18 protein-coding genes are annotated in these 24,870 nt (G+C 45.4%); 10 read left to right on the top strand and 8 right to left on the bottom strand.

The window, feature by feature from the left end; genetic code table 11:
• From RB622_RS17435 to RB622_RS17420, 4 genes are all read right to left on the bottom strand, one after another.
• Positions 1 to 1,209: a Gfo/Idh/MocA family oxidoreductase gene (locus RB622_RS17435; RefSeq protein ID WP_308047865.1), complete on the bottom strand. Its 1,209-nt coding sequence runs from the start codon at positions 1,207 to 1,209 to the stop codon at positions 1 to 3.
• 105 nt (positions 1,210 to 1,314) lie between these two features.
• Positions 1,315 to 2,634, bottom strand: coding sequence for an alpha/beta hydrolase family protein (locus RB622_RS17430; RefSeq protein ID WP_308047864.1), 1,320 nt, complete (start codon positions 2,632 to 2,634; stop codon positions 1,315 to 1,317).
• Positions 2,635 to 2,673: 39 nt separating this feature from the next.
• On the bottom strand, positions 2,674 to 3,423 hold the full coding sequence (locus tag RB622_RS17425) for a glucosamine-6-phosphate deaminase (protein ID WP_308047863.1): 750 nt from the start codon (positions 3,421 to 3,423) through the stop codon (positions 2,674 to 2,676).
• A 47-nt stretch (positions 3,424 to 3,470) separates the two neighbouring features.
• Positions 3,471 to 4,868, bottom strand: a complete 1,398-nt coding sequence (locus RB622_RS17420) for a Gfo/Idh/MocA family oxidoreductase (protein ID WP_308047862.1) — start codon at positions 4,866 to 4,868, stop codon at positions 3,471 to 3,473.
• A 366-nt stretch (positions 4,869 to 5,234) separates the two neighbouring features.
• Here RB622_RS17420 and RB622_RS17415 point away from each other — a divergent pair, with 366 nt between their 5' ends.
• The 3 genes from RB622_RS17415 to RB622_RS17405 all read left to right on the top strand — a co-directional run bounded on the left by RB622_RS17415 (position 5,235) and on the right by RB622_RS17405 (position 7,637).
• A complete protein-coding gene (locus RB622_RS17415) occupies positions 5,235 to 6,254 on the top strand; it encodes a LacI family DNA-binding transcriptional regulator (protein ID WP_308047861.1) in 1,020 nt (339 codons plus the stop codon).
• 1 nt (position 6,255) lies between these two features.
• Entirely contained in the window at positions 6,256 to 6,831 is a 576-nt protein-coding gene (locus RB622_RS17410) for a Crp/Fnr family transcriptional regulator (protein WP_308047860.1), read from the top strand.
• Between the two features lie 65 nt (positions 6,832 to 6,896).
• Positions 6,897 to 7,637, top strand: a complete 741-nt coding sequence (locus RB622_RS17405; RefSeq protein ID WP_308047859.1) for an SDR family NAD(P)-dependent oxidoreductase — start codon at positions 6,897 to 6,899, stop codon at positions 7,635 to 7,637.
• A 26-nt stretch (positions 7,638 to 7,663) separates the two neighbouring features.
• On the opposite strand, the gene RB622_RS17400 is transcribed toward RB622_RS17405, so the two are convergent.
• Positions 7,664 to 8,005: a hypothetical protein gene (locus RB622_RS17400; protein WP_308047858.1), complete on the bottom strand. Its 342-nt coding sequence runs from the start codon at positions 8,003 to 8,005 to the stop codon at positions 7,664 to 7,666.
• A 328-nt stretch (positions 8,006 to 8,333) separates the two neighbouring features.
• On the opposite strand from RB622_RS17400, the gene RB622_RS17395 reads away from it, so the two are divergent.
• From RB622_RS17395 to RB622_RS17380, 4 genes are all read left to right on the top strand, one after another.
• Positions 8,334 to 8,495, top strand: coding sequence for a hypothetical protein (locus RB622_RS17395; protein WP_308047857.1), 162 nt, complete (start codon positions 8,334 to 8,336; stop codon positions 8,493 to 8,495).
• 418 nt (positions 8,496 to 8,913) lie between these two features.
• Complete coding sequence (locus RB622_RS17390) at positions 8,914 to 11,217, top strand: prolyl oligopeptidase family serine peptidase (RefSeq protein ID WP_308047856.1); 2,304 nt, start codon at positions 8,914 to 8,916, stop codon at positions 11,215 to 11,217.
• 454 nt (positions 11,218 to 11,671) lie between these two features.
• Positions 11,672 to 14,677 carry a TonB-dependent receptor gene (locus tag RB622_RS17385; protein ID WP_308047855.1) on the top strand — a complete coding sequence of 1,002 codons (3,006 nt, stop codon included), beginning with the start codon at positions 11,672 to 11,674 and terminating at the stop codon, positions 14,675 to 14,677.
• Positions 14,678 to 14,698: 21 nt separating this feature from the next.
• The gene (locus tag RB622_RS17380; RefSeq protein WP_308047854.1) at positions 14,699 to 16,279 is read left to right on the top strand and encodes a RagB/SusD family nutrient uptake outer membrane protein; all 1,581 of its coding nucleotides are present in this window, start codon (positions 14,699 to 14,701) and stop codon (positions 16,277 to 16,279) included.
• A 78-nt stretch (positions 16,280 to 16,357) separates the two neighbouring features.
• Here RB622_RS17380 and RB622_RS17375 read toward each other — a convergent pair whose 3' ends face one another.
• A complete protein-coding gene (locus RB622_RS17375; RefSeq protein ID WP_308047853.1) occupies positions 16,358 to 18,145 on the bottom strand; it encodes a DUF885 family protein in 1,788 nt (595 codons plus the stop codon).
• 155 nt (positions 18,146 to 18,300) lie between these two features.
• A complete protein-coding gene (locus RB622_RS17370) occupies positions 18,301 to 20,124 on the bottom strand; it encodes a MutS-related protein (RefSeq protein ID WP_308047852.1) in 1,824 nt (607 codons plus the stop codon).
• Between the two features lie 759 nt (positions 20,125 to 20,883).
• Between RB622_RS17370 and RB622_RS17365 the strand changes: the two genes are divergently transcribed.
• From RB622_RS17365 to RB622_RS17355, 3 genes are all read left to right on the top strand, one after another.
• Positions 20,884 to 21,225 carry a hypothetical protein gene (locus tag RB622_RS17365; RefSeq protein WP_308047851.1) on the top strand — a complete coding sequence of 114 codons (342 nt, stop codon included), beginning with the start codon at positions 20,884 to 20,886 and terminating at the stop codon, positions 21,223 to 21,225.
• A 10-nt stretch (positions 21,226 to 21,235) separates the two neighbouring features.
• Positions 21,236 to 21,442: a helix-turn-helix transcriptional regulator gene (locus tag RB622_RS17360; protein ID WP_308047850.1), complete on the top strand. Its 207-nt coding sequence runs from the start codon at positions 21,236 to 21,238 to the stop codon at positions 21,440 to 21,442.
• A 293-nt stretch (positions 21,443 to 21,735) separates the two neighbouring features.
• Positions 21,736 to 23,079 (top strand): Gfo/Idh/MocA family oxidoreductase, encoded by a 1,344-nt coding sequence (locus RB622_RS17355; RefSeq protein WP_308047849.1) that lies wholly within the window; start codon positions 21,736 to 21,738, stop codon positions 23,077 to 23,079.
• An 83-nt stretch (positions 23,080 to 23,162) separates the two neighbouring features.
• Here the strand turns inward: RB622_RS17355 and RB622_RS17350 are convergent, their stop codons facing one another.
• Complete coding sequence (locus RB622_RS17350; RefSeq protein WP_308047848.1) at positions 23,163 to 24,860, bottom strand: ribonucleoside-diphosphate reductase subunit alpha; 1,698 nt, start codon at positions 24,858 to 24,860, stop codon at positions 23,163 to 23,165.
• Between the last annotated feature and the right edge of the window lie 10 nt (positions 24,861 to 24,870).

Genomic DNA, 24,870 nt, shown 5'->3' with positions numbered 1-24,870 from the left:
TCAGACCGAATAAGCAGGCTTCCAAAGCTGCACCGACTCTGTGTCCGCCGCCGCATTTCCCATATGGATCGCAATGGAACCATCACGCCCGGTTTCTACATTGGAGATCGGCTGTTTTTTGGTTTGAATGCAATGCGCAAAATCCTGCAAAGCCGTTATTGTTGGCTCAGGGACCGCTTCTCCCGGTTTCCCAAATTTTAATTCAACACCCTGCCCTTGTGTGGTTAATGCCAAAGTTGCACCCGTCACGCCGTCCACCGTTCCCTTTGCGTTGTTGATATTTTCAGGGTAAATAAAAGCTTTGTCACGCAGGATTTCGGCCGTTGCCTTATCACCCAGAATACGGATGCTGTACCCATTATACGCATTGGAAAGAACAGAGGTTACACTGGCTTTCACGCCGTTTGGATAGTCGTAAACCGTTCTGATGTTATCGTAGGTATCCCGGCCATCTTTCCAGTAATTAATCCCGCCGAGTCCGACCACTTTTAAGGGATGGCTATCGAGCATAAAGTTGACCACGTCAATCTCGTGCGCACATAATTCAGATAACGGTCCGCCGCAATACGCGCGGTACATACGCCAGTTCACGGCTCTTTCCAGTTTTGGATCCGACACGGGAAAACGCCAGTTGGAGTTCCGGTTATACTGGCATTCAAAATGCGTAATTTTCCCGAGCCAGTTTTCCTTCATAATTTCCTTGACCCGATGATACAAACTGTAATAACGATACTGATAGCCCACCTGGAATATCAAACCGGATTTGTGTACCTGCTTCACCAGATCTATCGCCTGCGGAATGTCATAAGTCATAGACTTTTCCAGATAAATATGTTTCCCGGCCTGCAAAGCGGCAATGGCCATCGGATAATGCAGATAAAGTGGCGTTGCAATGATGACCGCATCGATATTTTTATCATCCAGCAATTGACGATAATCTGTATACGCTTTCGCACCTTTCTCGGCATGCGCCATACCATTTTTCAGGTTCGCCGGAATGGTATCACAGCAGGCGATCAGGGATAAGGCCGGTATATTTTTCACCAGCGAGGCCAGTCCAGCCCCTCGAGAACCCGTCCCGATAATACCCAGCCGGATTTTATCAGCCGGTTTCGCTGTCGTCCCGAAACCCGGGTGCGTCACAAGGGATAAACCAGCCAATGCACTCAGGCCGGTTTCAATAAATTTTCGTCGTGAAGCAGTTTGCATTACACTCATTTTTAAGGTTTAGGTTTAGCTGCCATTTGCTGTTTCAAGCATGTTGTTACCATTTTCTTACAAATAGCAGTATCAAATTGCAAAATACTCATTTCATTATGATTTCAACCACTTATCAAACCAGTTAAATGCGTCCTTTTGCATAGCGGTGTCAAATTTGTGCGGTCCCTCATAGAACTTTGCCGCGTATTTTTCGCCTGCGCCAGCTTTTGTAAACACCTCCTTCAATATCCCATCCGCCTTTTTCATTTCGTCCAAAGTGAAAAGTTCATCCTGATTGTTATTCAGCACCAAGGTTGGCAAGGGCACCCGCAAACCCAGAATCTCTGGAAAATCCATGTAATTGGGCAAAAGCGGCGCATAAGTCATCCAGGTGTGCGTGAAGGATTTTGTAAGAATTTGGTCTTTCCAGGTCGTCATAAACCCAACGCAAACAGCACATTTGATCCTCGGATCCAGTCCCGCCAGATACACCGTCCGCAGTCCCCCACCAGACAAACCCCCGCAGCCAATTTTTCCAGATATCACATCTTTTCTTGCCGCCAGAATATCCAGTGCCACCTGATCCTCTGACAAAAAAACGCCCGGCCATGTTGTACCCGCGCAAAACAATGATTTGGACATCACATGCTCGTGCGCCCCCGACCAACGGTTGTAGGTTTCGATATTTTCGCTTTTTTCCGGATCCTTGTCGCTCTTATTTGTAATGTCCACGTCACCATAGTTCAACCCCTGCACATCTTCATACAATACACGCCTGCTTCCAAATGCGAAGGTATCGTGCACCAGAACAACATAACCGCGCCTGGCTACTTCATTGGCCCAGGCCATTCCGCCATAGTCAGAAGCCTGATGCTCCTTCAGCTGCGGATGCTGTTCATCGCCAGTCCGGACGATCTTCCGGTATCCGAAATATTTTTTCCCCGCGTGGTCATGCAAACCCAGAATCGCAGGTAAGGGTTTGTCTACGCCTGCCGGTTTTAGTACCACAGCCTGTGTTTTGCTGCCGTATGGAAGCTGCCAGGATATTTCTTCAATTTCCAGGCCGTCGTAAACATACTTTTTGTCGATCGTCACTTTCGGAACTTCATGATGCCGTGCCGGACTGGCCATGCATTCTTTTGTTTTACCAACCGCTTCTTTTTTCCAGGACGCGAGATCATTCCATTCCGGGTTTCGGAAAGATAAGGGCGGAACCGGTTTTAACAAGGAAGCAGCCCATTCGCCATAGGCACCGATGATACTTTTTCCGTTACTGATATCCTTTTTCATGATCATGTTTTCAGCGTTCATCATAGCAGGCAATTTATGGGTTGGCAGCGACAAAGAAAAGGCTAACAAAGAAACAGATGTTTTGATAAATCCTCTTCTGCCACTGACCGTACTTTGCGGATCCGGATTTTCTTCTTTAATCATTTGTTCTTATCGCGGTATGGTCGTTTTTGATCCGTTATGTTAAGCAAGTACCTGATCAGAAAGTAGTGACGCCGAACTTTTATCCAGATAAAATGTACAATCAGGGTGCTGCTGCAAAATACTCGCCGGATAAAGGTTGCTCACCTCACGGGTAAGACTGTTCTTAATCGCCAGCGCTTTCCGCGCATCAGGCACGGAACAAATGATATGTCCCGACTTCATGATCTGCCTCACCGACATGCTGATCGCCTGCAAAGGAACTTCTTCCAGCGTACTGAACCAGCCCTCGCCCATCTGTTGTTTCCGGCACGGTTCATCCAGGTTTACTACGAGATACGGTGTTTCATTTTCAAAATCCGCAGGTGGATCATTGAAAGCGAGATGCCCGTTTTCTCCGATTCCCACCAATGCGACATCAATCGGATGTGCACCGATGATTGCGCTCAAATGTTTTACCTCTTGTGCTATATCCCCTTCTCCATTAATGAGATAAACAGCTTTTAGCGCAGAAACCCTGGCGAGAAAACGCTCCTGAAGATATTTTCTGAAACTTGCCGGATGCGACAGCGGCAACCCGATATACTCATCCAGATGGAACATTGTCACCTTCGACCAATCGATATCCCTGGCTTCCACCAATGCATTTAACGTTTCAAACTGACTTGTTCCTGTTGCCAGAATAATGTTGGCACTGCCTTTTTCTTCTATAACATCCCGAATTAACGCTGCGGCATAACCAGCCGCTTTATTTCCCAGTTCGTTTGCACTTTGCGTTATGACAACTTTCATCCCTGCCTGATTTAAATGAGCTGTTTAGATTTAAATAAAAATTACCTCTATATTCTGACGCCTGTATTTCCGCCTTTTTCCAAGGCGATATCCACGGGTTTGTTATTTTTCCAGGCTCCCGAAGTGAAATCCGGAATATCGATGGAATTGGAACGGTGTGCCACCGACCATTCGCTCAACGGCGCAATGACACTCCATGAAGCCGCGTCATAAACATCCTGATCCAGCGGCAATCCGTTCCGCAAACAATCGATTAAACGCCAGTCCATCAGAAAATCCATACCGCCATGACCACCTATTTTTTTCGCAAGTTCGCCGATTCTCTTTACAATTTCGGGCTGAAACTTCTGTTCCAGTAACTTGAAATTCTCCGGGGTCAGCCACTCGTGCCCTTGCGAAATACGCCCCTGCTCCCCTTCCGCTAACGGATATTTCTGCGCCGAACCTTTCGTCCCGCTGATCAGGTGCAAACGTGAATAAACTCTCGGCGAAGTCACGTCATGTTGCAGCATGATGGTTTTACCCTTTGCCGTTCTGATGGTTGTGGTGTTCATATTACCCCTGAATTTTTTCCCCGCAAATTGTTGGAAAGCCGGGTTTTCTTTCGCCACTTTCTCAGCCTGCTGTCCAAGCATAAAATCATTACTCGACATACTTACCAGATAATCCATTTTATCCCCGCGGTTGATGTCAAGCACCTGCGCCACAGGACCCAATCCGTGCATCGGATACAAATTCCCGTTTCTCTGATTTTCTTTCAGTCGCCAATGGTCATATCGTTTCGTTGTATCAAAAAACGAGTCATAGATATCATGGATATAGGCGCCTTCAACGTGCACAACATCACCGAAATAACCCTGTCTTGCCATATTCAGCGTTAACATTTCGAAGAAATCGTAACAACAGTTTTCAAGCATCATGCAGTGTTTCTTAGTCCGCTCGGAAGTTTCCACAAGTTTCCAGCAATCATCGACCGTCGTAGCAACTGGAATTTCCACAGCCACATGTTTGCCATGTTCCATCGCATAAAGCGCCATAGGGGCATGCAGGCTCCATGGCGTACAGATATAAACCAGGTCGATATCATCCCTTTCACACATTTTTTTCCACGCATCTGCCGATCCTGAATAAACCTGCGGTTTTACGTCTCCCTTAAAAGTATTTCTGGCGGCTTCCGCATTTGCCGTCCTGATGTCACACAACGCCTTCACTTCCACGTTTTCGAGTTTCTGAATGCGCTGAATGGCACCACCGCCCCGGTTTCCCAAACCAATGTAACCGATGCGCACCGTATCAATTTTAGGCGCCGCATAGCCGCTCATATTGAACTTTTGCGGACGACTGCCCCGACTTGAAATTAACGCCGGCTGTGCATTGGCAGCATCAAAATGCATTAACCCAATACCGCTTAAACCAGTTAGTTTTAAAAAATCCCGTTTCTTCATAAATACAACGTTTGTCTATTAAGGGTTAGTTTTTTGTAAACATACAGGACTTCCAAAACCTGATTCAGGGCAATGGGAATCCAAAAAAGGCCGGATTAAGTCGCGGAATCAGTAGTTTCCGATAAGAATCTATTGCGCAACCGATGATCCGAAATCGAGCCCGGTTGCCGGATAAAATATTTCATTAACTTTGTTCAAAACGTACGAAACGGGCTTGCAGACATTAATTTTCAAATCCTCCGAACCCGATTTATCACACACAATTTTACAATGATTTTGATTGGTTATCGCCGACTTTCCCGGTAAATATTAGCGAGAACGTTATCGAAAACAACAACTTTTAAATTTCTGTCCTGACCCACATTGATGCGGAGATTCACTACGATCAAAGATATAGCCAAAGCGCTGGACATTTCAGTGGCGACCGTTTCCCGCGCGCTCCGGGATGCCTATGATGTGAGCCCGAAAACCCGGCAACTGGTACTGGATATGGCTTTGCAAATGAACTACAAACCCAATTTCAACGCAACGGGTCTGGTTAAAAGCAGTACGCATAACATTGGCGTGATCATCCCGGCCATTACCAATTACTATTTTTCGACTGTCATTACGGGTATCCAGGAAATGGCCCGAAGCAAGGGTTACAATATCATTTTATACATCACGAACGATTCGCCCGAGCTGGAAAGGAAAATTGTTCAGGACCTTTCGGTGAGCAGTCTGGACGGTTTGCTGGCCTGCGTTTCCTCAGCTTCGGATTCCTGCATGCACTTTCAGGGAATCATTGATGACGGCCTGCCCGTTGTATTTTTTGACCGGGTACCCGAAGAAATGAAAGGCTCAAAAGTCATGCAGGACGACTATAACGGTGCGTATCAGGCGGTAAAGCATTTGATTGAAAGCGGCTATCAAAACATCGCGCACATTACCGGTCCGCGGGGTGTTTTTCTCACGGAAAACCGTCTCCGTGGTTATCAGGATGCACTGCGCGACAACCAGCTGCCTGCCAGACCTGAATGGATCATTTATTCCGGTTTTTCGCAAAAAGCGGGCGAATCGGATATTGTTATTTTGTTTGATAAAAACGGGCCTAAACCGGACTCGATATTTGCTGTAAACGATAGAAAAGCAATCGGCGCGATCGTTGCCTTAAAGCGAAAAAATATATCCGTTGGCCCCGAAGTTGGCGTGATCGGTTTCACCAACGATCCTATTTGCGAAATTATCTCCCCAACCCTTTCCACGGTTGCCGAACCTGCGTATGATATTGGGCGAACGAGCTGCGAACTCCTTTTAAAACATATTATAAAAAGTAATTTCGCGGGAGAAGAAGTTGTGCTTGCGGGAGCGCTTATAAACCGGGAATCCACTGTAAAAAGTCGATAAAATGAATGCGTATAACGACCGAGAACTTTTCAAAAGCATGCAGATTCAGGAGAGGGAATATGCTGAATTACTAGAAATTTCAAAAGTAAGGAATATAACCAACGGAAGCTTTTACGTTGCCGAAGGCCAGATTCCTACAAAATTTGCCTTTCTGCTGAGCGGCCTTTTCAGGTACGTCTACATCGACAGTAAGGGAAATGAATTTACAAAATCCATAATCACGGAACATAACCTGCTTGTATCCTACTCCTCGATGCTTTACCAAAAGCCCTCTCATTTTTTTATCCAGGCCATTGAAGATGCTGAAATCCTGGAAGTGAATTACCAAAGCTGGCTGGAGCTTCAAAAGACGAATACCAGATGGGACAAATTTCTGATCGCCGCCCTGGAAAAAGGTTATTGTTTGAAAGAAAAGCGGGAAAGAGACCTCCTCATGCTCGACGCTGAAACCCGTTACAAAAACTTCCTGACGGAATTCCCCGGTCTGGAAAGCCGCATCACCCAGCAAATGATAGCATCTTATCTGGGTATAAAACCCGAATCACTCAGCAGGATCAGAAAAAAATTGCAGGGTTAACATAGGTCAATCCGATCCTTCAATCGCCTCTATACTTTTGAGCCATCATGTCAACTTAAAACATTATGGCTCTCACAAACAACACAATACTGATTACCGGCGGCAGTTCAGGAATCGGACTGGAAATGGCAAGACAATTTATTGCCAGTAAAAACCGCGTAATCATTTGCTCCCGTTCTCTGGAAAAACTTCACACGGCGAAAAAGCTATTGCCTGAACTGATCATTTATCAATGTGACATATCCAATCCGGAGGCCTTACAGCACATGGCTGACTGGCTTGTTACCGGGCATTCTGATTTGAACATTTTAATAAACAATGCCGCCGTTGTTCATCGAACAAATTTTGCAGAAGAAACCAATCTGCATGAAAAATTTGCTACGGAAATCGCTACGAATTTGCTGGCCCCCGCCAGTCTGGCACATATGTTATACCCGGTTCTTCTGAAACACCCCAACGCCAAAATCATCAACATCACGACCGGACTGGTTTATACACCCCGGGCAGATTATCTGTTCTACAACGCCACCAAGGCAGCCCTGCATTCATTTTCGCAGGTATTGCGCCACCAGTTGCGAAATGAGCCCGTTAAAATTATCGAAGTGTTATTCCCGGTTGTAGACACACCCTGGCACAAAGGCAATACACCAAAAATGGCAATTAGCCCGCAAAGAGCCGTGGAAGAAATGATCAGCAAACTAGAAAAAAATCCGGACGAAATAAGAATAGGCGCAGTAAAACTGCTATACTTTTTATCAAAGATTGCACCAAAATTTGCTTTCAAAAAAATCAATAGTTTGTCATAAAATGCAAGGCCTTCTCTCCGGCAGGTCTAGCGGCCGGAGAGACTTTGCATCTGATCGATCCTGCTGTTGATACGCCGGATTTCCTTCATAACAAGCGTGCTGTCATGTCCATTCGAACTGGACAAGTAGATATTGTTAAGAAATTTTTCAAGCCGATGTAGACTGTCCGACGGGAAGTATGATTTCCGTACCAGCTGATTCTGAATCGACTTTAACAATACATCCTGCCGTTGCCAATGTTGCTGTAAATCAAGAAAAGTGTTTTGGGCCACGTCAAACTGCCCACGTTTACATTCATTATGTAAATGAAAAAGGTATTCATTTATCTTAACCAGACCCGTGTGATATTTGAATTCGCTACTACTCATCTGACAAGTGAAAGGAGAAATATTTACTAAGAAATTATATAAAAACAACGCTATTAAAAACACGCCAGAAAATACTATCGATGGTTTTAACTGTGAAAAAAATGGGTTATTGTCCTGGTTAGACATAAAAACTAGTTCTTGTCATAGCACTAATAGGATTAAACGTAACACGCTAAAGAGGCCGTTCGACAGCTGAATGGTTGTATCCGCTCAGAGTTTTTCAGAAAAATATTCATAAAATGAAATGTACTATCCCCTATTAACCGGATTTCAACGGAAAATTCGGGAGCAATATCTGGTTCGGTGAGGTCCTCCCGAAAAATATATTTTGAAGAAAAAACAGAACAATGGCAACAATGCCCTGATCAATTACGGTTGTTTTCCGCCGGAAAGGTTTGTTTTCTCTCAAATTGTCGGGTTTTCACTTCCAACGGCCTCCCTTCCCACAGGTTCCTATACAGCACCTACTTATTATTCCACGATTTCGTAAAACTGCCGAATAAAACGCTTCAAATTCGCCAACAAGCCAAATCCGAGTTCAACTTAGGTTAATATCGGTAAATCAGTCGCTAATTACAATAAAGTTTGTATTGGATGTTACCGGTAATTTTACAAAAAGATAACAAAAACTCAATTTAATGATAGTACCTGAAAATACACATCAGGAGCACCGTCGCCTAATTAAAATTATTTTACTGATAAACAATGAGTTACACCTAACTTAATCCAACAGATAAAATAAATAGTTAAGAAGTTAACATTCAGTTTTGTATTTATCCCGTGCCGTCGAAATTCCGGTGAATAACACCACTTCACGTCACCAATCAAATGCCCTTTCCTAAACTGCCCAAAGGGCAGAATGATTTCGTATTGCTCTTTATCAAGTATAAAATTTTCAACAACCGGTCATGAAACCCCTTAGAAATTACGGCAAACTTGCACTACTCTTTTTGTCCTCACTGATTATATGTCAGAAAAACACTTATGGGCAAAAAAGCCAGCTACCTTCCTACAAACCCTCTCCCAGCGAAATAGCCGCGTCTTATAAACGGATGGAATTATCGGATTCACTGTCGAAAGGCACGGTTCTTAAATCAGGCATTCAACCTGGCTGGCAGGCCGACGGGAAGTCGTTCTGGTACAGGAATATTTTAAAAGACAGCCTTACCGAATACATGTATGTAGATCCGGTTGATGAAAAAAAGACCAGGGCTTTTGATAACGAACATATCGCGAAAGCGCTTTCAACGGCTGCCGACACAAGTTATTCCGCGCCAAAACTCCTGTTGCAGGATCTGCGTTTTGATCCCGCCGCGCACATTATTTTTGTTAAAGCAAAAGGCGGCTGGTTCGCCTATAACACTGAAAATCAAACGGCTAAAAAGGTAGACAAACCAACGGTTGAGCCTCCCAAAAGCATGGGCTGGACCTATCAGCCAAGCCGTTGGCGTCCATTCCGGGCTGACAGTATTTCGCCGGACAGAAAGCGTAAAGCTTTTGTCAAAAACGGCAATATCTATTTAAATGAAACCGGCAAAAAAGAAGCAGTACAGCTTACGTATGATGGAAATCCTTTGAAACCTTATGGCGAATTAAGCTGGTCTCCGACAGGAGATTATCTTGTTTGTCACCGCATTACGCCTCAGGAAGAGCGGCAAATCAGTATTTTGCTTTCCTCCCTGCCCAATACCACCCGCGGGGAAGTACGGACGCGCGGATATGCCCAGCCCGGAGATGAGTTCACAACGTATGAAATGTATGTTATTAATATTCAGTCAAAAGAAAATGTAAAAGTAAAATCGGAAGTGACGGATTTCTTCAACGCGCCGGTCATCCGATGGCGGCAGGAAGATAAAAATCATTTCACCTACGAAAAAGTAGACCGGGGGCATCAGCGTTTCAGGGTTATTGACGTCGATGCGGCAACCGGTGATACCCGTCCGGTTATTGATGAAAAGACGGATACCTTTATTTATCAAAACCTGATTTACACGCATTACCAGCCAGCAACGCATGAAATTATCTGGGCTTCCGAAAAGGACGGCTGGCGGCATCTTTACCTGGTTGATGAAATTACCGGTAAAGAGAAAAACCAGATTACAAAAGGCGAATGGGTTGTTCGCGACATTGACAGCATTGATACGCAAAAACGTGAAATCTGGTTTCGTGCCAATGGTATGGACCCACAGGAAGATCCGTATCATATTCATTATTACAGGATTAAATTCGATGGAACCGGTTTGGTGAAGCTTACCAGCCATGCCAAAGCCATGCATACGCTGACGTTTTCTCCGGACCGGACTTACTACATTGATACCTATTCCACCATGGTAAGCCCGCCGGTTACGGAACTGCGCAGAACTTCGGATGCATCCCTGGTCATGCAGCTCGAACAGGCCGATATAGCACAGTATTTGTCCTTGGGTTTCAAATTGCCCGAGATTTTCAAAGCAAAAGGGCGGGACGGCCAAACGGATATATGGGGAATTGTATATCGTCCGAGCAAATTTGATCCAAAAAAGAAATACCCGATTATCGAAAACATTTACGCAGGACCGCAGGATTCCTTTGTGCCCAAGGCTTTCAGACATTACGGCGAAATGCAAAGCATGGCTGAGCTTGGCTTTATTGTCGTGCAGATGGACGGAATGGGTACGGCCAACCGGTCAAAAGCATTTCATGATGTATGTTGGAAAAACCTGGCAGATGCAGGTTTCCCGGACCGTATCGCCTGGATGAAGGCATTGGCAGCCAAATACCCTCATGCCGATACCACCCGGGTTGGGGTCTATGGGACGTCGGCAGGCGGGCAAAATTCACTGGGAGCGCTGTTATTTCAATCGGGTTTTTACGACGCGGCTGTTTCTGCATGCGGCTGTCACGATAACCGCGTGGACAAACAATGGTGGAATGAGCAGTGGATGGGTTATCCCGTTGGCAAACATTACGACCAACAGTCCAATATCACGAATGCCGCGCAACTCAAAGGTGATTTGCTGCTGATCGTAGGAGAAGCCGATACCAATGTGCCGCCGGAATCAACCTACCGGGTCGCCGATGCGCTGATCAAAGCCAACAAGGACTTTGAACTGCTGGTCGTTCCGGGCATGGGACACAGTGACGGCGGGCCTTATGGCCGACGGAAGAAACGGGACTTTTTTGTCAATAAACTATTAGGAGTCAGCCCTCCAAACCGGAATAAAGGAATATAATTCCCGACGGGAATAAACATCGTGGTGTACCCGGAAACGGTTTTCATGGCTTACCAGACGGTAATTTCCAAACGGGAGAAATCTGTCCAGGCCAGTAATATACTCAAACACTTACCATCGTAATCTGAAAATGAAAAGAGCATGCATACATCAAATCGTTAAACAAGCGCACAACGTATAAGCTATATCGTCAAGTAAAAACGATAACCTATTCAGGTGCAGCAGCGGATCTGCTTGCCTGCAGTCCCTCGTTGTTCCTGGGCATTAATAAGTACGGAGGCTAGTGCAACGCTGATAGGGATTATGAGCTACAATAATCTGATTTTAAACATAAACGATCAGCCTATGAAAAAATAGAAAAACAGCACCCTAACAGATCCGAATTTCAGTTTCAGGACACGCACTTTTTACCCAAACGGCCTTAAAATTACTACCACCGTCTAAAACAACGAACATGAGAAGAAAATTATCCAAACACATCAAAACGTTATCCGGCTACCTGCCAGGCCTGATGACACTGCTGCTTTTCCTTTCCGGGAATGCCATCGCTTTTAGCGCAGACCGGCAAATTACCGGTACCGTCGTATCCTCCGAAGACAAGAATCCATTGCCCGGCGTGACCGTTATTATCAAGGGAAACAACACAGCCGGGACCTCCACCGATGCCGAGGGAAAATTTAAACTGACAGTCGGAGAAAATGCCACGCTTATTTTGAGCTACATTGGTTATGTCAGTCAGGAGATTGTTGTAGGCGCGCAAAGCAACCTGAGCATTGCACTCGATCCCGACCAGAAACAGCTTGCCGAAGTGGTGGTCATCGGATACGGAACACAGAAAAAAGGTGATGTAACCAGTTCTGTGGCGAGTGTCAAAAGTGAAGATTTCATCAAAGGGACGGTGCGCGACGCCGCTCAGCTGATACAGGGAAAAGTAGCTGGTTTGCGGATTACCACGCCAAGCGGCTCTCCTACTTCGAATACGCAAATCAACCTGCGCGGTATCAACTCCATTAACGGAACATCAGCGCCCCTGATCCTGATTGATGGTATTCCGGGAGATTTAAACACCGTGGCGCCCGAAGATATCGAATCGGTAGACGTTTTAAAAGATGGCTCCGCGGCTGCGATTTACGGGACAAGGGCAACAGGCGGGGTCATTCTAATCACGACCCGGAGAAACCGCACAGGTTCCCGGTCAACGATTGAATACTCGAATTACGTCAATATCCAGACCATCGCCAGCCGACCAAAATTACTGACGGGCGACGATTATCGTCAAAAAATCAAGGAGGGCATTGACTACAAAGACTACGGCGGCAACACCGACTGGCTTTCGGAAATTATGCAAAAACCGGTGAGCCATAACCACAACCTTACTTTTTTTGGCGGAAACAGCACAACGAATTTTACCGGATCCGTCAACTATCGCAACTGGGAAGGAATCTTTTTGAGATCAGGGCAGAACAGATTTACCGGCCGTGCAGACCTGAACCATGCAATGTTTAACAATAAGTTAAAAACCAATCTGCAAATCATCAACCGCGTGACCAAGACCAAAGGTGCCGTTAGCCCGGGTCCGGAGAATAACGACGAAGCCTATGGTTATATCTACCGTCAGGCCATGATCCGAAACCCGACAGACCGGGTAAAAACAGAGAACGGTAAATGGCAGGAGCGGGACGGTTATTTTTACGAAAATCCGGTTTCCAGAATTTATGAATCGGATTATGATGCGTCATTCAAAGAAATGCGGATGAGCGGGAGCCTGGATTATGCACCAATCAGCGATTTGAATTTCAAGTTGCTTGTGTCCAATGTGCAGAACAGCAACCTGGAAGGCGGTTCCACGTCTTTCAACCACACCAATACGTTGCTCAATAACCAGAATGCCACGGCGTATCGAAACACCTATGCCAACAACCAAAATTTGCTGGAATTCACCGGAAATTATGCCAAATCCTTCGGTAAACATCGTTTTACCTTGTTGGGCGGGTATAGCTGGCAGGATGCGACGTATGAAACCTTCTCTGCCAGCAACTGGGATTTTCCAACAGACGCTTACGACTGGAACAACCTGGGTGCAGGCGGCGCTCTGCAAAAAGGCCAGGCTGTGATGAGCAGCAACAAAAACAAATGGCAACTGGCCGGTTTCTTCGGTCGGCTTACTTACAGTCTGGATGAAAAGTATCTTTTCATGGCCAGCGTGCGCCGCGAAGGCTCATCCCGGTTTGGGTTTAATAACCAATGGGGAACATTCCCGGCTGCGTCGGTTGGCTGGCGTATCAGCAAGGAAAAATTCATGGAAAGCCTGACAGGCGTTTCAGAAATTAAACTGCGTGCAGGTTTTGGTGTCACGGGTACAATTGCCAACAATCCGTATATGTCGCAGATCAGTTATAACTTCGACCGCAGCCAGGGTGCTTTTATCGGAGGAAAATGGGTTCCGGGATTCATCCCTGCGCGAAATTTCAACCCGGACTTACGCTGGGAGAAAAAAGAGGAGATCAACGCCGGTGTTGATTTTGGTTTCCTGAAAAACAGGATCAATGGTTCGGTTGATTTTTACAGCCGTAAAGTGAAGGATCTGCTGTACAATTTCCCCGTGCCGGTTCCTCCCTACCTGACCAATTCCATGCTGATCAACGCCGGAACCATGGAAAACCAGGGGCTGGAAGTGCTTCTGAACGTTGTCCCGATTCAGACCACCAAATTGCAATGGAATTCAGGTTTTACGTATTCGACAAATCGCAATAAGCTGGTAAGCCTTTCCAACGATCAGTTTGAAGCTGCCAATGACTTCTTTGATGCCGGTTATACCGGTGAGCCAATTCAGGTTAGCACACACCGCGTCAAAGTGGGTGAACCAATCGGACGTTTCTTTGTACTGAAAAGTGTAGGGCTTGACGAAAAAGGCGGATGGCTGATAGAAAATAAAGACGGAAAAGTAATTTCGATTGCGGATGCCAAGCCGGAAGACCGCCAGTATTATGGTAACGGAATTCCCAAGCATATTCTGGGCTGGAATAATTCGGTACGATATAAAAACTTCGATCTGGCCGTAAACATGCGCGGTGCATTCGGTTTTGACATTCTGAATTTCCAGAGCATGTTTTACAATAACCCGAAAAACAAGGCTTACAACATGCTGAGCACCGCTTACGACCCAATTGGCGGAAAGGTACTGAACAACGATCTTGTATATGTTTCGAACTACATTGAAAAGGGCAATTACTGGAAAATTGACAACGTTACGTTTGGCTATACTTTACCTGCCAACCTGATCAAAGGCATGAAAAATGCCCGCGTATTTGTTTCAGGACTTAACCTGATCACCATTACCGGCTATACCGGTATAGATCCGGAGGGTGTTTCGATGACCGGTTTTGCTCCCGGCAGCGACCAGCGTGACAAATATCCAACGACGCGCACCTTCACAGCAGGACTTAGTGTAACATTCTGATCAACATAACTTTTTGAAACGATGAAAAATAAAAACACCCGATATATTTTGCTGGCATCCCTGATGGGCGCGGCCACTTTGTCCTGTACCGATCTTAAAGAGGAAGTTTACTCGGAGGTGCTTGCCAGTAACTATCAGCCTACCGAAAAAGATCTTCCCGCTATTGTGGCTCCCGTTTATTCTTCTTTACGCGGACTGATGCTCGGCTGGCAGGGTTACTTCGACTTACAGGAAGAATCTGCCGATGCGATCATCACCCCGGTCCGTCCGAATGGCTGGGACGATGCCGGTACCTACCGCCGGATGCACCAGCACACCTGGACGTCCTTGCAATGGCAGCCGGAAAACGCGTGGCAAAGTTCTTTCCGCAGTATCACCACCGCCAACCGGGTTTTATCGCAGATCGCAGACGGTGAAATTCCATTGACAACCGGCAAACAAGAGATCGAAGCGGAACTTAAAGCGGTCAGAGCATTGGCTTATTATCTGCTGTTGGATAACCACGGCAATGTCCCGATCGTTACCGATTTCAAAGATGTCAACCTGCCAAAACAAAGCACGAGAAAGGACGTCTACGATTTCATTGTCAAGGAACTGACCGATGCCATGCCGTTTTTAAGCGAAAATGCATCGACAACTTATGGGCAGCTGAACAAATGGGGTGCCAAGGCTTTACTGGCAAAAATTTATTTGAATGCTGAGGTTTACACAGGAACACCGCAGTGGGCAAAAGCCATTGAACAGGCCGATGAGGTAATCAAAAGCGGGAAATACGTGCTGGACGCAAATTACTCGGATGTATTTACCTGGACGAATTTCAATTCCAAAGAAATCATTTTCGCCATACCTTACGACGAGATTTATGGTACCGGCAACCAGATCCATATGAAAACGCTGGACCCACTGAGCAGAAGCGTATATCCACTCAACACCGGTCCATGGGGCGGTAACTGCGCCGTGCCGCAATTCATCGACAGTTATGACACGGAAGACAGCCGCCTGACCGACACCTGGATTATGGGTCCGCAGAAAAGCAGCACAACGGGTGCGGTCGTGATCACCTATTCCAAATCCGTTCCGGGTATGGAAAAAACCGCTTCGACGGACGGATACCGGATCGGGAAGTACAAGATCAAACCCAATGCAACCAATAGTCTGGACAATGATTTTCCTTTCCTGCGTTATGCGGACGTGCTGATGATTAAAGCAGAGGCGCTTTTAAGAACCGGCAAAGCGGATGAAGCCGCCGTAATTGTGACCGACGTCCGTAAACGTGCATTTAAAAACAATCCTGCAAAAGCAACCGTAACGGGTGCAGATCTGGTAAAAGGAAGCCGCTACAACTACGGCTACCAGGCAACGGACGGAAGCATCACGGAACGTCAGGGAGGAGATGACATCAAGTTTGGAAGATTTATGGACGAACTGGGATGGGAATTTGCCGCCGAAGCGCACCGCCGTCAGGACCTGATCCGCTTTGGTGTTTATGAGACGAAAAAGTGGTTTAACCACCGCCCGCAAACCGGACAACGTGCCCTGTTCCCTATTCCGCAGGCCGAACTTGACAAGAACACAAATCTCAAACAAAATCCAGGGTACTAATCCATTTAAATTAAGATAGATAGTAAGTAATGCAATCTTGCTCACAGGCTAAAAGTCCGGTGAGCAAGATTTTTTTCGCTATTTTAAATCGTAAAACTTCCACTGGGTTTTAAAATCCGGCTTCAACGATTGTTTGGTAAGCGTAGCCCTTACCATTTCTATCGGCATATTATTTTCCTTCAAAATGGCTTCATGAAATTGTTTGTAGGTCATTTTTCCACTTTGAACCAGCTCTTTTTTCAGACTAAAAATCTGCAATCCACCGATCAGATAAGCGACCTGATACAGCGGGCTGTAATTCCCTTCAAACGAGCGGCGAACTTCTCCCTCTGCATTTGCTCTCTCATGTCCAACGCGGTCAACCAGAAAATCGATACATTCCTGCGGCGTCCAGTTTCCAAGGTGATAGTTCAGTGAAAAAATAATGCGCGCACAACGGTGCATTCGCCAGAACAACATGCCAATCCGCTCTTCGGGTGTTTTAGCAAATCCTTTTTCATACAATAACAATTCCCAGTACAGAGCCCAGCCCTCCGTCCAGAAAGGCGTCCGAAAATCACCCCGGTATGCTTTGTAACGGCTGTTCATATAATACTGAAGGTGGTGCCCCGGCACCAGTTCATGATGCACCGTTGACCTGGAAAAATAAGGATTATTGCCCCGCATACTCATCAGCTTATCTTCATGAGCCATGGTGTTGGTGGGGTACGAAATGATGATATCCCTGCCCCCGAGAAAAAACGGATTCACCAGCTGGCGCTCCGGTGTCATCATCTGCATTCCCCAGGTTTCATCGGCGATCTCAGAGTAATCGATCAGGTTGTTTTTCAGGATAAATGCTTTGGAATCATTGTACAATTTCATGATCAGTTCCGGCTGACTTCCGGCAGAAACATAACTGTTTTTTACTTTTTCCTGCGCCTTTTTCCATTCAATGCCAAAACCCATTTCATTGGATGCTTTCAGCAGTTCTTTGTCGCACCAGGCAAATTCTTTGTTTGCCAGAGCGATCAGTTCATCCGGAGAATAACTGATCATCTCCGTGCCAAGCTGCCGGATCAGCTCTTCCTTCCCGATAGGCACGCCCTTTATGCCACTGATATCTTCCTTTTGTGTTGTCTGTAATTTCCCTTTGCTTCTGATCAGCTTGGCATAAGCCTGTAAGGTACTGTCCAGCGATTTGTACGGCTTCGGGACCCACCAGGTAAACAAGGGATCATAACCATTGTAAAACTCAAACGTGCTTTTCAACCGGGACTGAACACCCTGCACGGCTTCTTCTCCGCGTCTTGCGAGGGACATATCGATCGATTCCAGCTTTTTAAAAGCATCCGCAGCTGTTTTCACTTCTTTTGCTATTTCGTTCAGCGAACCGGCAACCTGCTCCCCATTCATCGTTGCACCTCTTCGCCTGCTTTTTTCGAGGTCGTAAATTTTACCCGCAAAAGGAATGTGTTTTTCAATCTGGGCATACTCTTTTTCTTCCAGTGTCAAGGTCAGTTTATGGTCTTCAATCCGGCTTTTCAGGAGAATGTAATCCACTTTGCCATAAACGCTCATGGCGTTAAAATTCAGCGCGGCCAGCTTTTGCAAATACTGGTTATCAATTTCTCCCAATCTTTTCCGCTGTTCCGGTGCGTTTAAAACATCACTGTTTCCGCCATAGCCTCTGCTTTGTGACATGGGTGAATAAAAATACCGGACCGCCCGGATATCCTGAGCATACTGGATGACAAGCCCGGCGGTTTCGCTCGTCTGTTCGTAGAGATTAAAATCCTTGCCTGGATTTTGGGCAAACGTCACGTTTTTTCCCAGAAAAAGGACCAGCAGCAACAGAATGGATGTAAACTTTTCGTTGTGATTCATTGCAGAAATTTTGTCAGGATTTAGAAAGATAAGGATGTAAGCCATTAAACCAGTGCCTTATCTATCAAAAATAACGGATCACCAACCCGAAAATGCAGCGGGTTTTAATCAATTATTTACAGATTTTATCCTGATCGGTTATTTCACACGTCCATTCAGGCAAGATCAGCAAGAATCTTTATCCCGCTTCGCTTCATCAACTCACTCGCATTAAAATCCTTACAAATACCCGGGGTAAGCTTGTAGCTGAAAATTATTTCACTTTCCCGAATTTCGCTGTTAAAGCTAAAATTGGCGATCGTCATGTGTTTTGCGGTAAGATGGGCCAGCTCTAAATCATGGGTTGAAATAATACCAAAAGCATTAAGTTCATTGAGCTGTTTGATCAGCGACGCCCCTCCTTTGTAGCGATCCTGAGAATTTGTTCCCTTAAACATTTCATCCAGAAGAAAGAATATGGCTTCACCGCTTTCGATCAGTTTCAAAAGCTGTTCTATTCTTTTCAATTCGGCATAAAAGGACGAAACACCTTCTTCCAGATTATCCTGGGTCCGCATACTCGTGAATATTTTCATCGGTGACACACGCGCGGACTTTGCACAGCATGGCGCACCCATTAAAGCCAGCACCAGATTTATGCCTATCGTTCTTTGAAAAGTACTTTTCCCGGCCATGTTCGAGCCGGTTATCATCGTGATGGCGCCCCGACCATTCAAGCTAAAATCATTGTAAACCCTCGTCTCCGGGTTTAACAAAGGATGCCCTACCCTTTCGAAATCAATCACATAAACCCCCTCTTCAATTTCAGGGAAGTGATAGGAAGGATTCGTATGATAAAAACCCGCCAGACTAGATAATACCTCAAATTCACTGACCGAAGAAGCCCAGTGTCGGAGATTGGACCTGTTTTTAACCTTCCATTTTTCAGTGCGGATAATCAGGTGAATATCAAAAAGGAAGAATTTATTAAGAAGATTATAAAAGTCATTTTTACCAATTGATCGCTTCGTCCCTTTTTGCTGAAATATCTCCAGTATCTTTCTGAGGTTGTTAATTTCACCGGCAGCCGAGTAATGCTCCTGGTAAAAGGCCGACTGAAGCCGTTGTAATATTTCCGAGTCAAATTTCTCAGATTCAATTTGAGCGATCAGCGACTGATATCCGCCCAAGATCTGAATATTGGCCTGGGTGCTGTCAATAATTTCTTCTGCAACGGGCCGGACCCGCTTTAAATAATACGAGTTAAAAATCAAAACGGCCAGCAACGGAATAATGGAAGCCACCGAAAAAATATAAAAAAAATACACCATGGCCAATGCCGAGGCCGTCGACAACAAAATACTCACGGTCAGATACTTGTATTTATCCGGCAATAGTATAACCGGCTCTTCTACCCAGGTCAGCAGTTTATTATAATCACCGGCGGCATTCTGATAAGGCATTCCGGCCGCCTGAAAATTCTGGCGCCAGTCGAATTTAGGAGCCAGCTCCGCAATAGCCCGCTGCCTTTCCAGGATCACATTTTTGGACGCAGGCCCCGAGAGCCATTCCGCCAATAATACACGGCCGGATTCCGTTGTCGCCCGATTAATCAGTTGAAAAAGCGAATGAGAGCCGAATATGTCAAAATCTGAAACATAGGCATGGTCACGTCTGTTGAAGGATTGTCCTGTTGGAAAAACCGATAACTTGTTCTCAGCCCTTAAAATCTCCTGTTCATTGATTTCCAATAAAAACGTAAGATTTCGCCTTAACGATGCAGTCTGCTGATAAAGCGCGAGTATCGCGCCAAAACCAACGAGCCAAATCATGATAAAAATCAACACCAGAACGATCAGCTTTGCATTGGCCAAAATAATGATAAGAACGATCGGGACAAGGAAGGCAAGCAGCCTGAGTGTCGAAAGACGCTTTAAAACCTCGTCCAGCTTAATAATTTCCTGCTTATACTTCTGAATTTTATCCTGATAAATATGCATCCCGCTACACTTAAATTGCTGGTAATTTCCTGTATTTTAATATATAATTATATTGTATATCGCCAGCAATTTAGTCAATAATTTTTCATTTGTATCCCTTGGGATCATTATTTTAAATCGAATTTCCTTACTCATTTCAGCTCAGGCATTTACAGAAAAAAGTTAACCCGGAGGCTAAATGTTTTCGAGATAAAAGATTGGATTCATGCAGCGATCTCTACAGACTTTCAACATTTTACCTTACTTTAGCTGCCGTAATCATTTTATTCTTTTATCGGAGCCATTTTATGGACCGCAGGAGCTAATCCTGTTGCATGTACTTAAACTTGCTGTTTTCCATAAATTAAAAGAATGAATTCAATGCAAATATCGGGGTTACTCCTGTATAGATTGGTCATTGACCACAAAGATGCAATTGCAAACTTGCGCCCGCTCTTTGTTGTAGATTACTAAGGCGGCCGAAATGGCCGCCTTTTTTATTGCTAAGTTTTCAAAACGACTTCCCTGAAAGCCGGCTGTAGCTCCTATCTGGCTGTCTAATTCCTTGGCCGTCTCAAGCCAGGCACCCGTTAATACCATGCGAGAATTGCAAAGCAAGGATCAGCCAGCCGGATAAAACCGGTATGCCCGGCAATAGCAGAAGGGAAAGGTCCTTCACGGCCACCATTGGATATTCAACAACAGGCTTATCTAAAAGTCAAGTATTCTTGTCTTTTAGATAAATTAAATGTACTTTTAGACAATTAAACTTACATTACTATGCATAAGATTTTTAAGTTTCTGGCTGTATTATTTACCCTCTTCGGTGTAGCGATATTTTTTAATGACCAGTCAAAAGGCTCTGAAATACCTTTACTGGCGGGGCTTTTTATGATATTTGTGAGCAAAGAAAAAATAGAAGATGAACGGGTGAAAATTTTAAAATCTTCTTCTGCCTATATTGCACTGATTGTAGGGTACGGATTCAAGTTGATTAGTACAAATCTTTATGAACATCAGGCATTTCCCTTCCAGCTGATTGATATAAACCACTTCCTCATACTGGTATTTGCTTTGGCTATCTGTATTTACTATTTACGATTATACCTTTCTTGGGAATAGCGCTCTGAAAATGAAAAATTCCCTCAAAGTCGAACGGGCAAAACAGAATTTAACGCAAGCGGAATTGGCAAACCGCGTAGGTGTTTCAAGGCAAACGATTAATTCGATCGAGATTGGAAAGTTTGTTCCGTCAACGCTACTTGCCTTAAAGATCGCTTTCGTCTTCCAGACAACAGTCGACGAAATTTTTACCCTGACAGAAACAGATTGGATTTAGATGCGGCAATTGTTGACTACCTATCAAGTCCACTAAGAGATTAGCGACCTCCAGCACTACGGTTTCTTGGAGTAAACTTCCATCCCTTTGCAATCAAAACGCCTTATAGGCCGATCTTGCAGACCAACTTTCTGATTCCGGTACAGTACGGTATAATCCGCACGTTCCGGCCTTTCAATAGCAGTACTGGTTTTAACCCGTATAGGGAGGCTATGATAACGGCAACTATCATCCTTCTGGGCCCGAATAAATTTAAAAATACAGGAATCCACAACAATATAATTTAACATTTTATGCAAGGCAGAAGGAGCTTCCTAAAAAATGTGACCGCCGCTTCGGTGGGCGTGGCAGTTGGCAATTCGGCATTCGGATTTAGTGCAAAAAGTTATAACCGAATCATCGGTGCTAATGAACTGATCCGCGTTGCTACAATCGGCGTTAACAGTCGCGGAAATAGCATGGGCGGCACCTTTGCAAGCCAGAAAAATACCGAAGTAGGCATCGTTTGTGATGTCGACGAGCGAGCAATTCCGAAGGCAATAAAGACGATTATGGATGCCAAACAGGTACAAACCCCTAAACCTGAAAAGGACTGCCGCAAAGTGCTTGAAGATAAGTCCATTGATGCCATCTACATTGCCACACCGGATCACTGGCATGCACCGTTGACCATTATGGGTTGTCAGGCCGGAAAACATGTGTATGTTGAAAAACCTTTGAGCCACAATCCCAGAGAGGGAGAAATGGCGGTCGAGGCCGCACGCAAATACAAACGGGTGGTGCAAATGGGTGCCCAGCGCAGGTCTGCACCGGTTTTGACGGAAGGTATTAATCAATTGCACAAAGAAATTATAGGTCGTGTATATCTTGCAAAAACCTGGTATACCAATAAACGCAAGGCAACTTTCCTTAAACCCGGCACAGTGCCGTCGTGGCTGGACTATGAATTATGGCAGGGCCCGGCGCCCCGAATGCCCTATAAAGAAGGCTTGATTCATTATGACTGGCACTGGTTCTGGCATTGGGGAACAGGGGAAGCGCTCAACAACGGAACGCATGAAGTGGATGTGGCGCGCTGGGGCCTTGGTGTCGACTTCCCTACGCGTGTCAGTTCTATTGGCGGACGCTACCAATTCAGGGACGATTGGGAAACGCCCGATACACAGATCGTTGCGATGGACTACCCTGGTAAAATTTCACTAATATGGGAGTCCAGAAGCTCAAACGGCAGAAAAATTGAAGGACAGGACAGAGGCATTATTTTTTACGGAGAAAACGGGAGTCTTGATACCGGCGGCGACAGCTATAAAGTTTATGACCTGGACGGAAAGCTGATTAAAGAAGTTAAATCCGTGGAAGAAGGCGACATGCAGGGCCGCAATACAGCCAGCCCAAGTTTGGGCATGGATAATCTGCACGTGATGGATTTTCTTGATGCGATAAAAAATAACAGGAAGCCAAATTGTGACGTTGAACTGGGTTACAAAAGCGTCGTAGCGATGCAACTCGGAAATATCGCATGGCGAGTTGGCCGGGACCTTAAAATCGATCCCCAAAATGGTCATATCATCGGCGACAAAGAAGCGCAGAAACTCTGGTCACGGGAGTATGAAAACGGCTGGAAACCGGTTGTCTGATTAAGAAGCTATCGTAATTATTCTATCTAATAAAAATACCCGGATCTCGAAGTTATTCTTTTAAGATCCGGGTAATTTTCTATTTATGACTCACAAGATGAACAGGATACCAGACTTGTAACCAGCTCCTTGGATACGCTCTGGCTACGCTGATAATAAAGCGTTTTCACACCCAGTTTCCATGCTTCAATAAGCAATTTGTTCACTTCCTTTACCGGCAGATTTGATGGAATGTTCAGGTTAAGGCTCTGAGACTGATCCACATAATTCTGACGGATGGACGCCTGCTGAATAATTTCCAGCTGACTGATTTCCTTGAAAGTTTTGAAAACATCTTTTTCCTCGTCCGTAAGCTCTTCCATGTGGCGCACGCTGCCATGGTTAAGCATAATCGTCCGCCAGGTTTCTTCGTTATCGATTCCTTTTTTCTCTAACAGCGCTTTCAGGTACTTATTTTTCCGCATGAAATTACCTTTCGCAAGCCCTGCTTTGTAATAATTACTGCTAAAAGGTTCAATACCAGGCGATGTCTGACCAAGAATTGCGGACGATGAAGTCGTTGGCGCAATGGCAAGCAAAGTCGTATTTCTACGGCCATAACCTTTCAATAATTCAGGCTCTCCGTAAATCAATGCAAGCTCTTCCGTCGCTTTTTCTGCCTTGGCTTGAATTCCTTTAAAAATCTTCGTTGTAAGCTGTTTCGCCTGCATTCCTTCAAACGGAATCATATTCTTTTGCAAATAGGAATGCCATCCCAACACGCCCAAACCAAGCGCACGGTGGCGTTTCGCAAAACGGTTGGCGCTTGCCAAAAAGTGATTTCCTTCTGTTTTCTCAATGAACTCCTGAAGAACAGCATCCAAAAAGAAAATAGCCAGTCTGACTGCATCTGTATCTTTCCATTCATCATACAATTCCAAATTCATGGACGACAAACAGCAAATAAATGATTCGTCTTCTGACGACGGAAGCATAATCTCCGAACAAAGATTGCTGGCGTTGATGCGCAGGTTTTTGTCCTTATAAACCTGAGGTTTATTCAGGTTAACATTGTCTGAAAAGAAAATGTAAGGAAGACCTTTTTGCTGACGGCTTTGCAGGATTTTGGCCCAGATTTCTCTTTTTGCCATATCCCCGTCAATCATATCCTGCATCCAGTAATCCGGTACGCAAACGCCTGAGAAAAGATTTTGTATCGGGTGACCAATATCCTTAATCTGTAAAAATTCTTCTATATCCTCATGGTCGATGTCCATGTAAGCAGCAAAGGCACCGCGACGTACACCACCCTGAGAAATCGTATCCATGGCCGTATCGAAAAGACGCATAAAGCTCACCGCTCCGCTGCTTTTTCCGTTGTCGGTCACGGCACTCCCGCGGGCACGTAAATCGCCAAAATATGCGGAGGTTCCGCCGCCAATTTTGGTTTGCATGATCACCTCGCCCAGCTTATGCGTGATCCCTTCAATATTGTCAGGCACGTGCACATTGAAACAAGAAATTGGCAATCCGCGCTCTGTGCCCATATTTGCCCAGATCGGCGAACTAAGGCTCATCCAGCCTCTTTCGATCATTTCCTGGAAAGCTTCTTTCAGTTCGGGACGGTAAAGACGTTTGGCTGCTGCCGCGCAAACGCGCTCGATAGCGCCTTCAACGGTCTCCCCTTTCAACAAATACCCCCGGTTAAGCACCTGCTCACTTTCAGTATTTTTCCACCACATTTTTTCCATTTCATACTGGCCGGTTACACCTTCCAGCAGATCCAATTCAGGTATTTTCATTTACTGTATT

The sequence above is a fragment of the Dyadobacter sp. LHD-138 genome, assembly GCF_030929615.1.
GTDB lineage: Bacteria > Bacteroidota > Bacteroidia > Cytophagales > Spirosomataceae > Dyadobacter.
The sequence above is the reverse complement of the archived record's forward strand: the minus strand, read 5'-3'. Positions and strand labels throughout refer to the sequence as shown.

Excerpts from the sequence above, each read along its gene's own strand:
- RB622_RS17425 (WP_308047863.1), bottom strand. The coding sequence starts at position 3,423 with ATGAAAGTTGTCATAACGCAAAGTGCAAACGAACTGGGAAATAAAGCG.
- RB622_RS17390 (WP_308047856.1), top strand. The coding sequence starts at position 8,914 with ATGAAACCCCTTAGAAATTACGGCAAACTTGCACTACTCTTTTTGTCC.
- RB622_RS17410 (WP_308047860.1), top strand. The coding sequence starts at position 6,256 with ATGAATGCGTATAACGACCGAGAACTTTTCAAAAGCATGCAGATTCAG.
- RB622_RS17365 (WP_308047851.1), top strand. The coding sequence starts at position 20,884 with ATGCATAAGATTTTTAAGTTTCTGGCTGTATTATTTACCCTCTTCGGT.
- RB622_RS17435 (WP_308047865.1), bottom strand. The coding sequence starts at position 1,209 with ATGCAAACTGCTTCACGACGAAAATTTATTGAAACCGGCCTGAGTGCA.
- RB622_RS17350 (WP_308047848.1), bottom strand. The coding sequence starts at position 24,860 with ATGAAAATACCTGAATTGGATCTGCTGGAAGGTGTAACCGGCCAGTAT.
- RB622_RS17385 (WP_308047855.1), top strand. The coding sequence starts at position 11,672 with ATGAGAAGAAAATTATCCAAACACATCAAAACGTTATCCGGCTACCTG.
- RB622_RS17415 (WP_308047861.1), top strand. The coding sequence starts at position 5,235 with ATGCGGAGATTCACTACGATCAAAGATATAGCCAAAGCGCTGGACATT.
- RB622_RS17420 (WP_308047862.1), bottom strand. The coding sequence starts at position 4,868 with ATGAAGAAACGGGATTTTTTAAAACTAACTGGTTTAAGCGGTATTGGG.
- RB622_RS17380 (WP_308047854.1), top strand. The coding sequence starts at position 14,699 with ATGAAAAATAAAAACACCCGATATATTTTGCTGGCATCCCTGATGGGC.
- RB622_RS17360 (WP_308047850.1), top strand. The coding sequence starts at position 21,236 with ATGAAAAATTCCCTCAAAGTCGAACGGGCAAAACAGAATTTAACGCAA.
- RB622_RS17430 (WP_308047864.1), bottom strand. The coding sequence starts at position 2,634 with ATGATTAAAGAAGAAAATCCGGATCCGCAAAGTACGGTCAGTGGCAGA.
- RB622_RS17355 (WP_308047849.1), top strand. The coding sequence starts at position 21,736 with ATGCAAGGCAGAAGGAGCTTCCTAAAAAATGTGACCGCCGCTTCGGTG.
- RB622_RS17400 (WP_308047858.1), bottom strand. The coding sequence starts at position 8,005 with ATGAGTAGTAGCGAATTCAAATATCACACGGGTCTGGTTAAGATAAAT.
- RB622_RS17405 (WP_308047859.1), top strand. The coding sequence starts at position 6,897 with ATGGCTCTCACAAACAACACAATACTGATTACCGGCGGCAGTTCAGGA.
- RB622_RS17370 (WP_308047852.1), bottom strand. The coding sequence starts at position 20,124 with ATGCATATTTATCAGGATAAAATTCAGAAGTATAAGCAGGAAATTATT.
- RB622_RS17375 (WP_308047853.1), bottom strand. The coding sequence starts at position 18,145 with ATGAATCACAACGAAAAGTTTACATCCATTCTGTTGCTGCTGGTCCTT.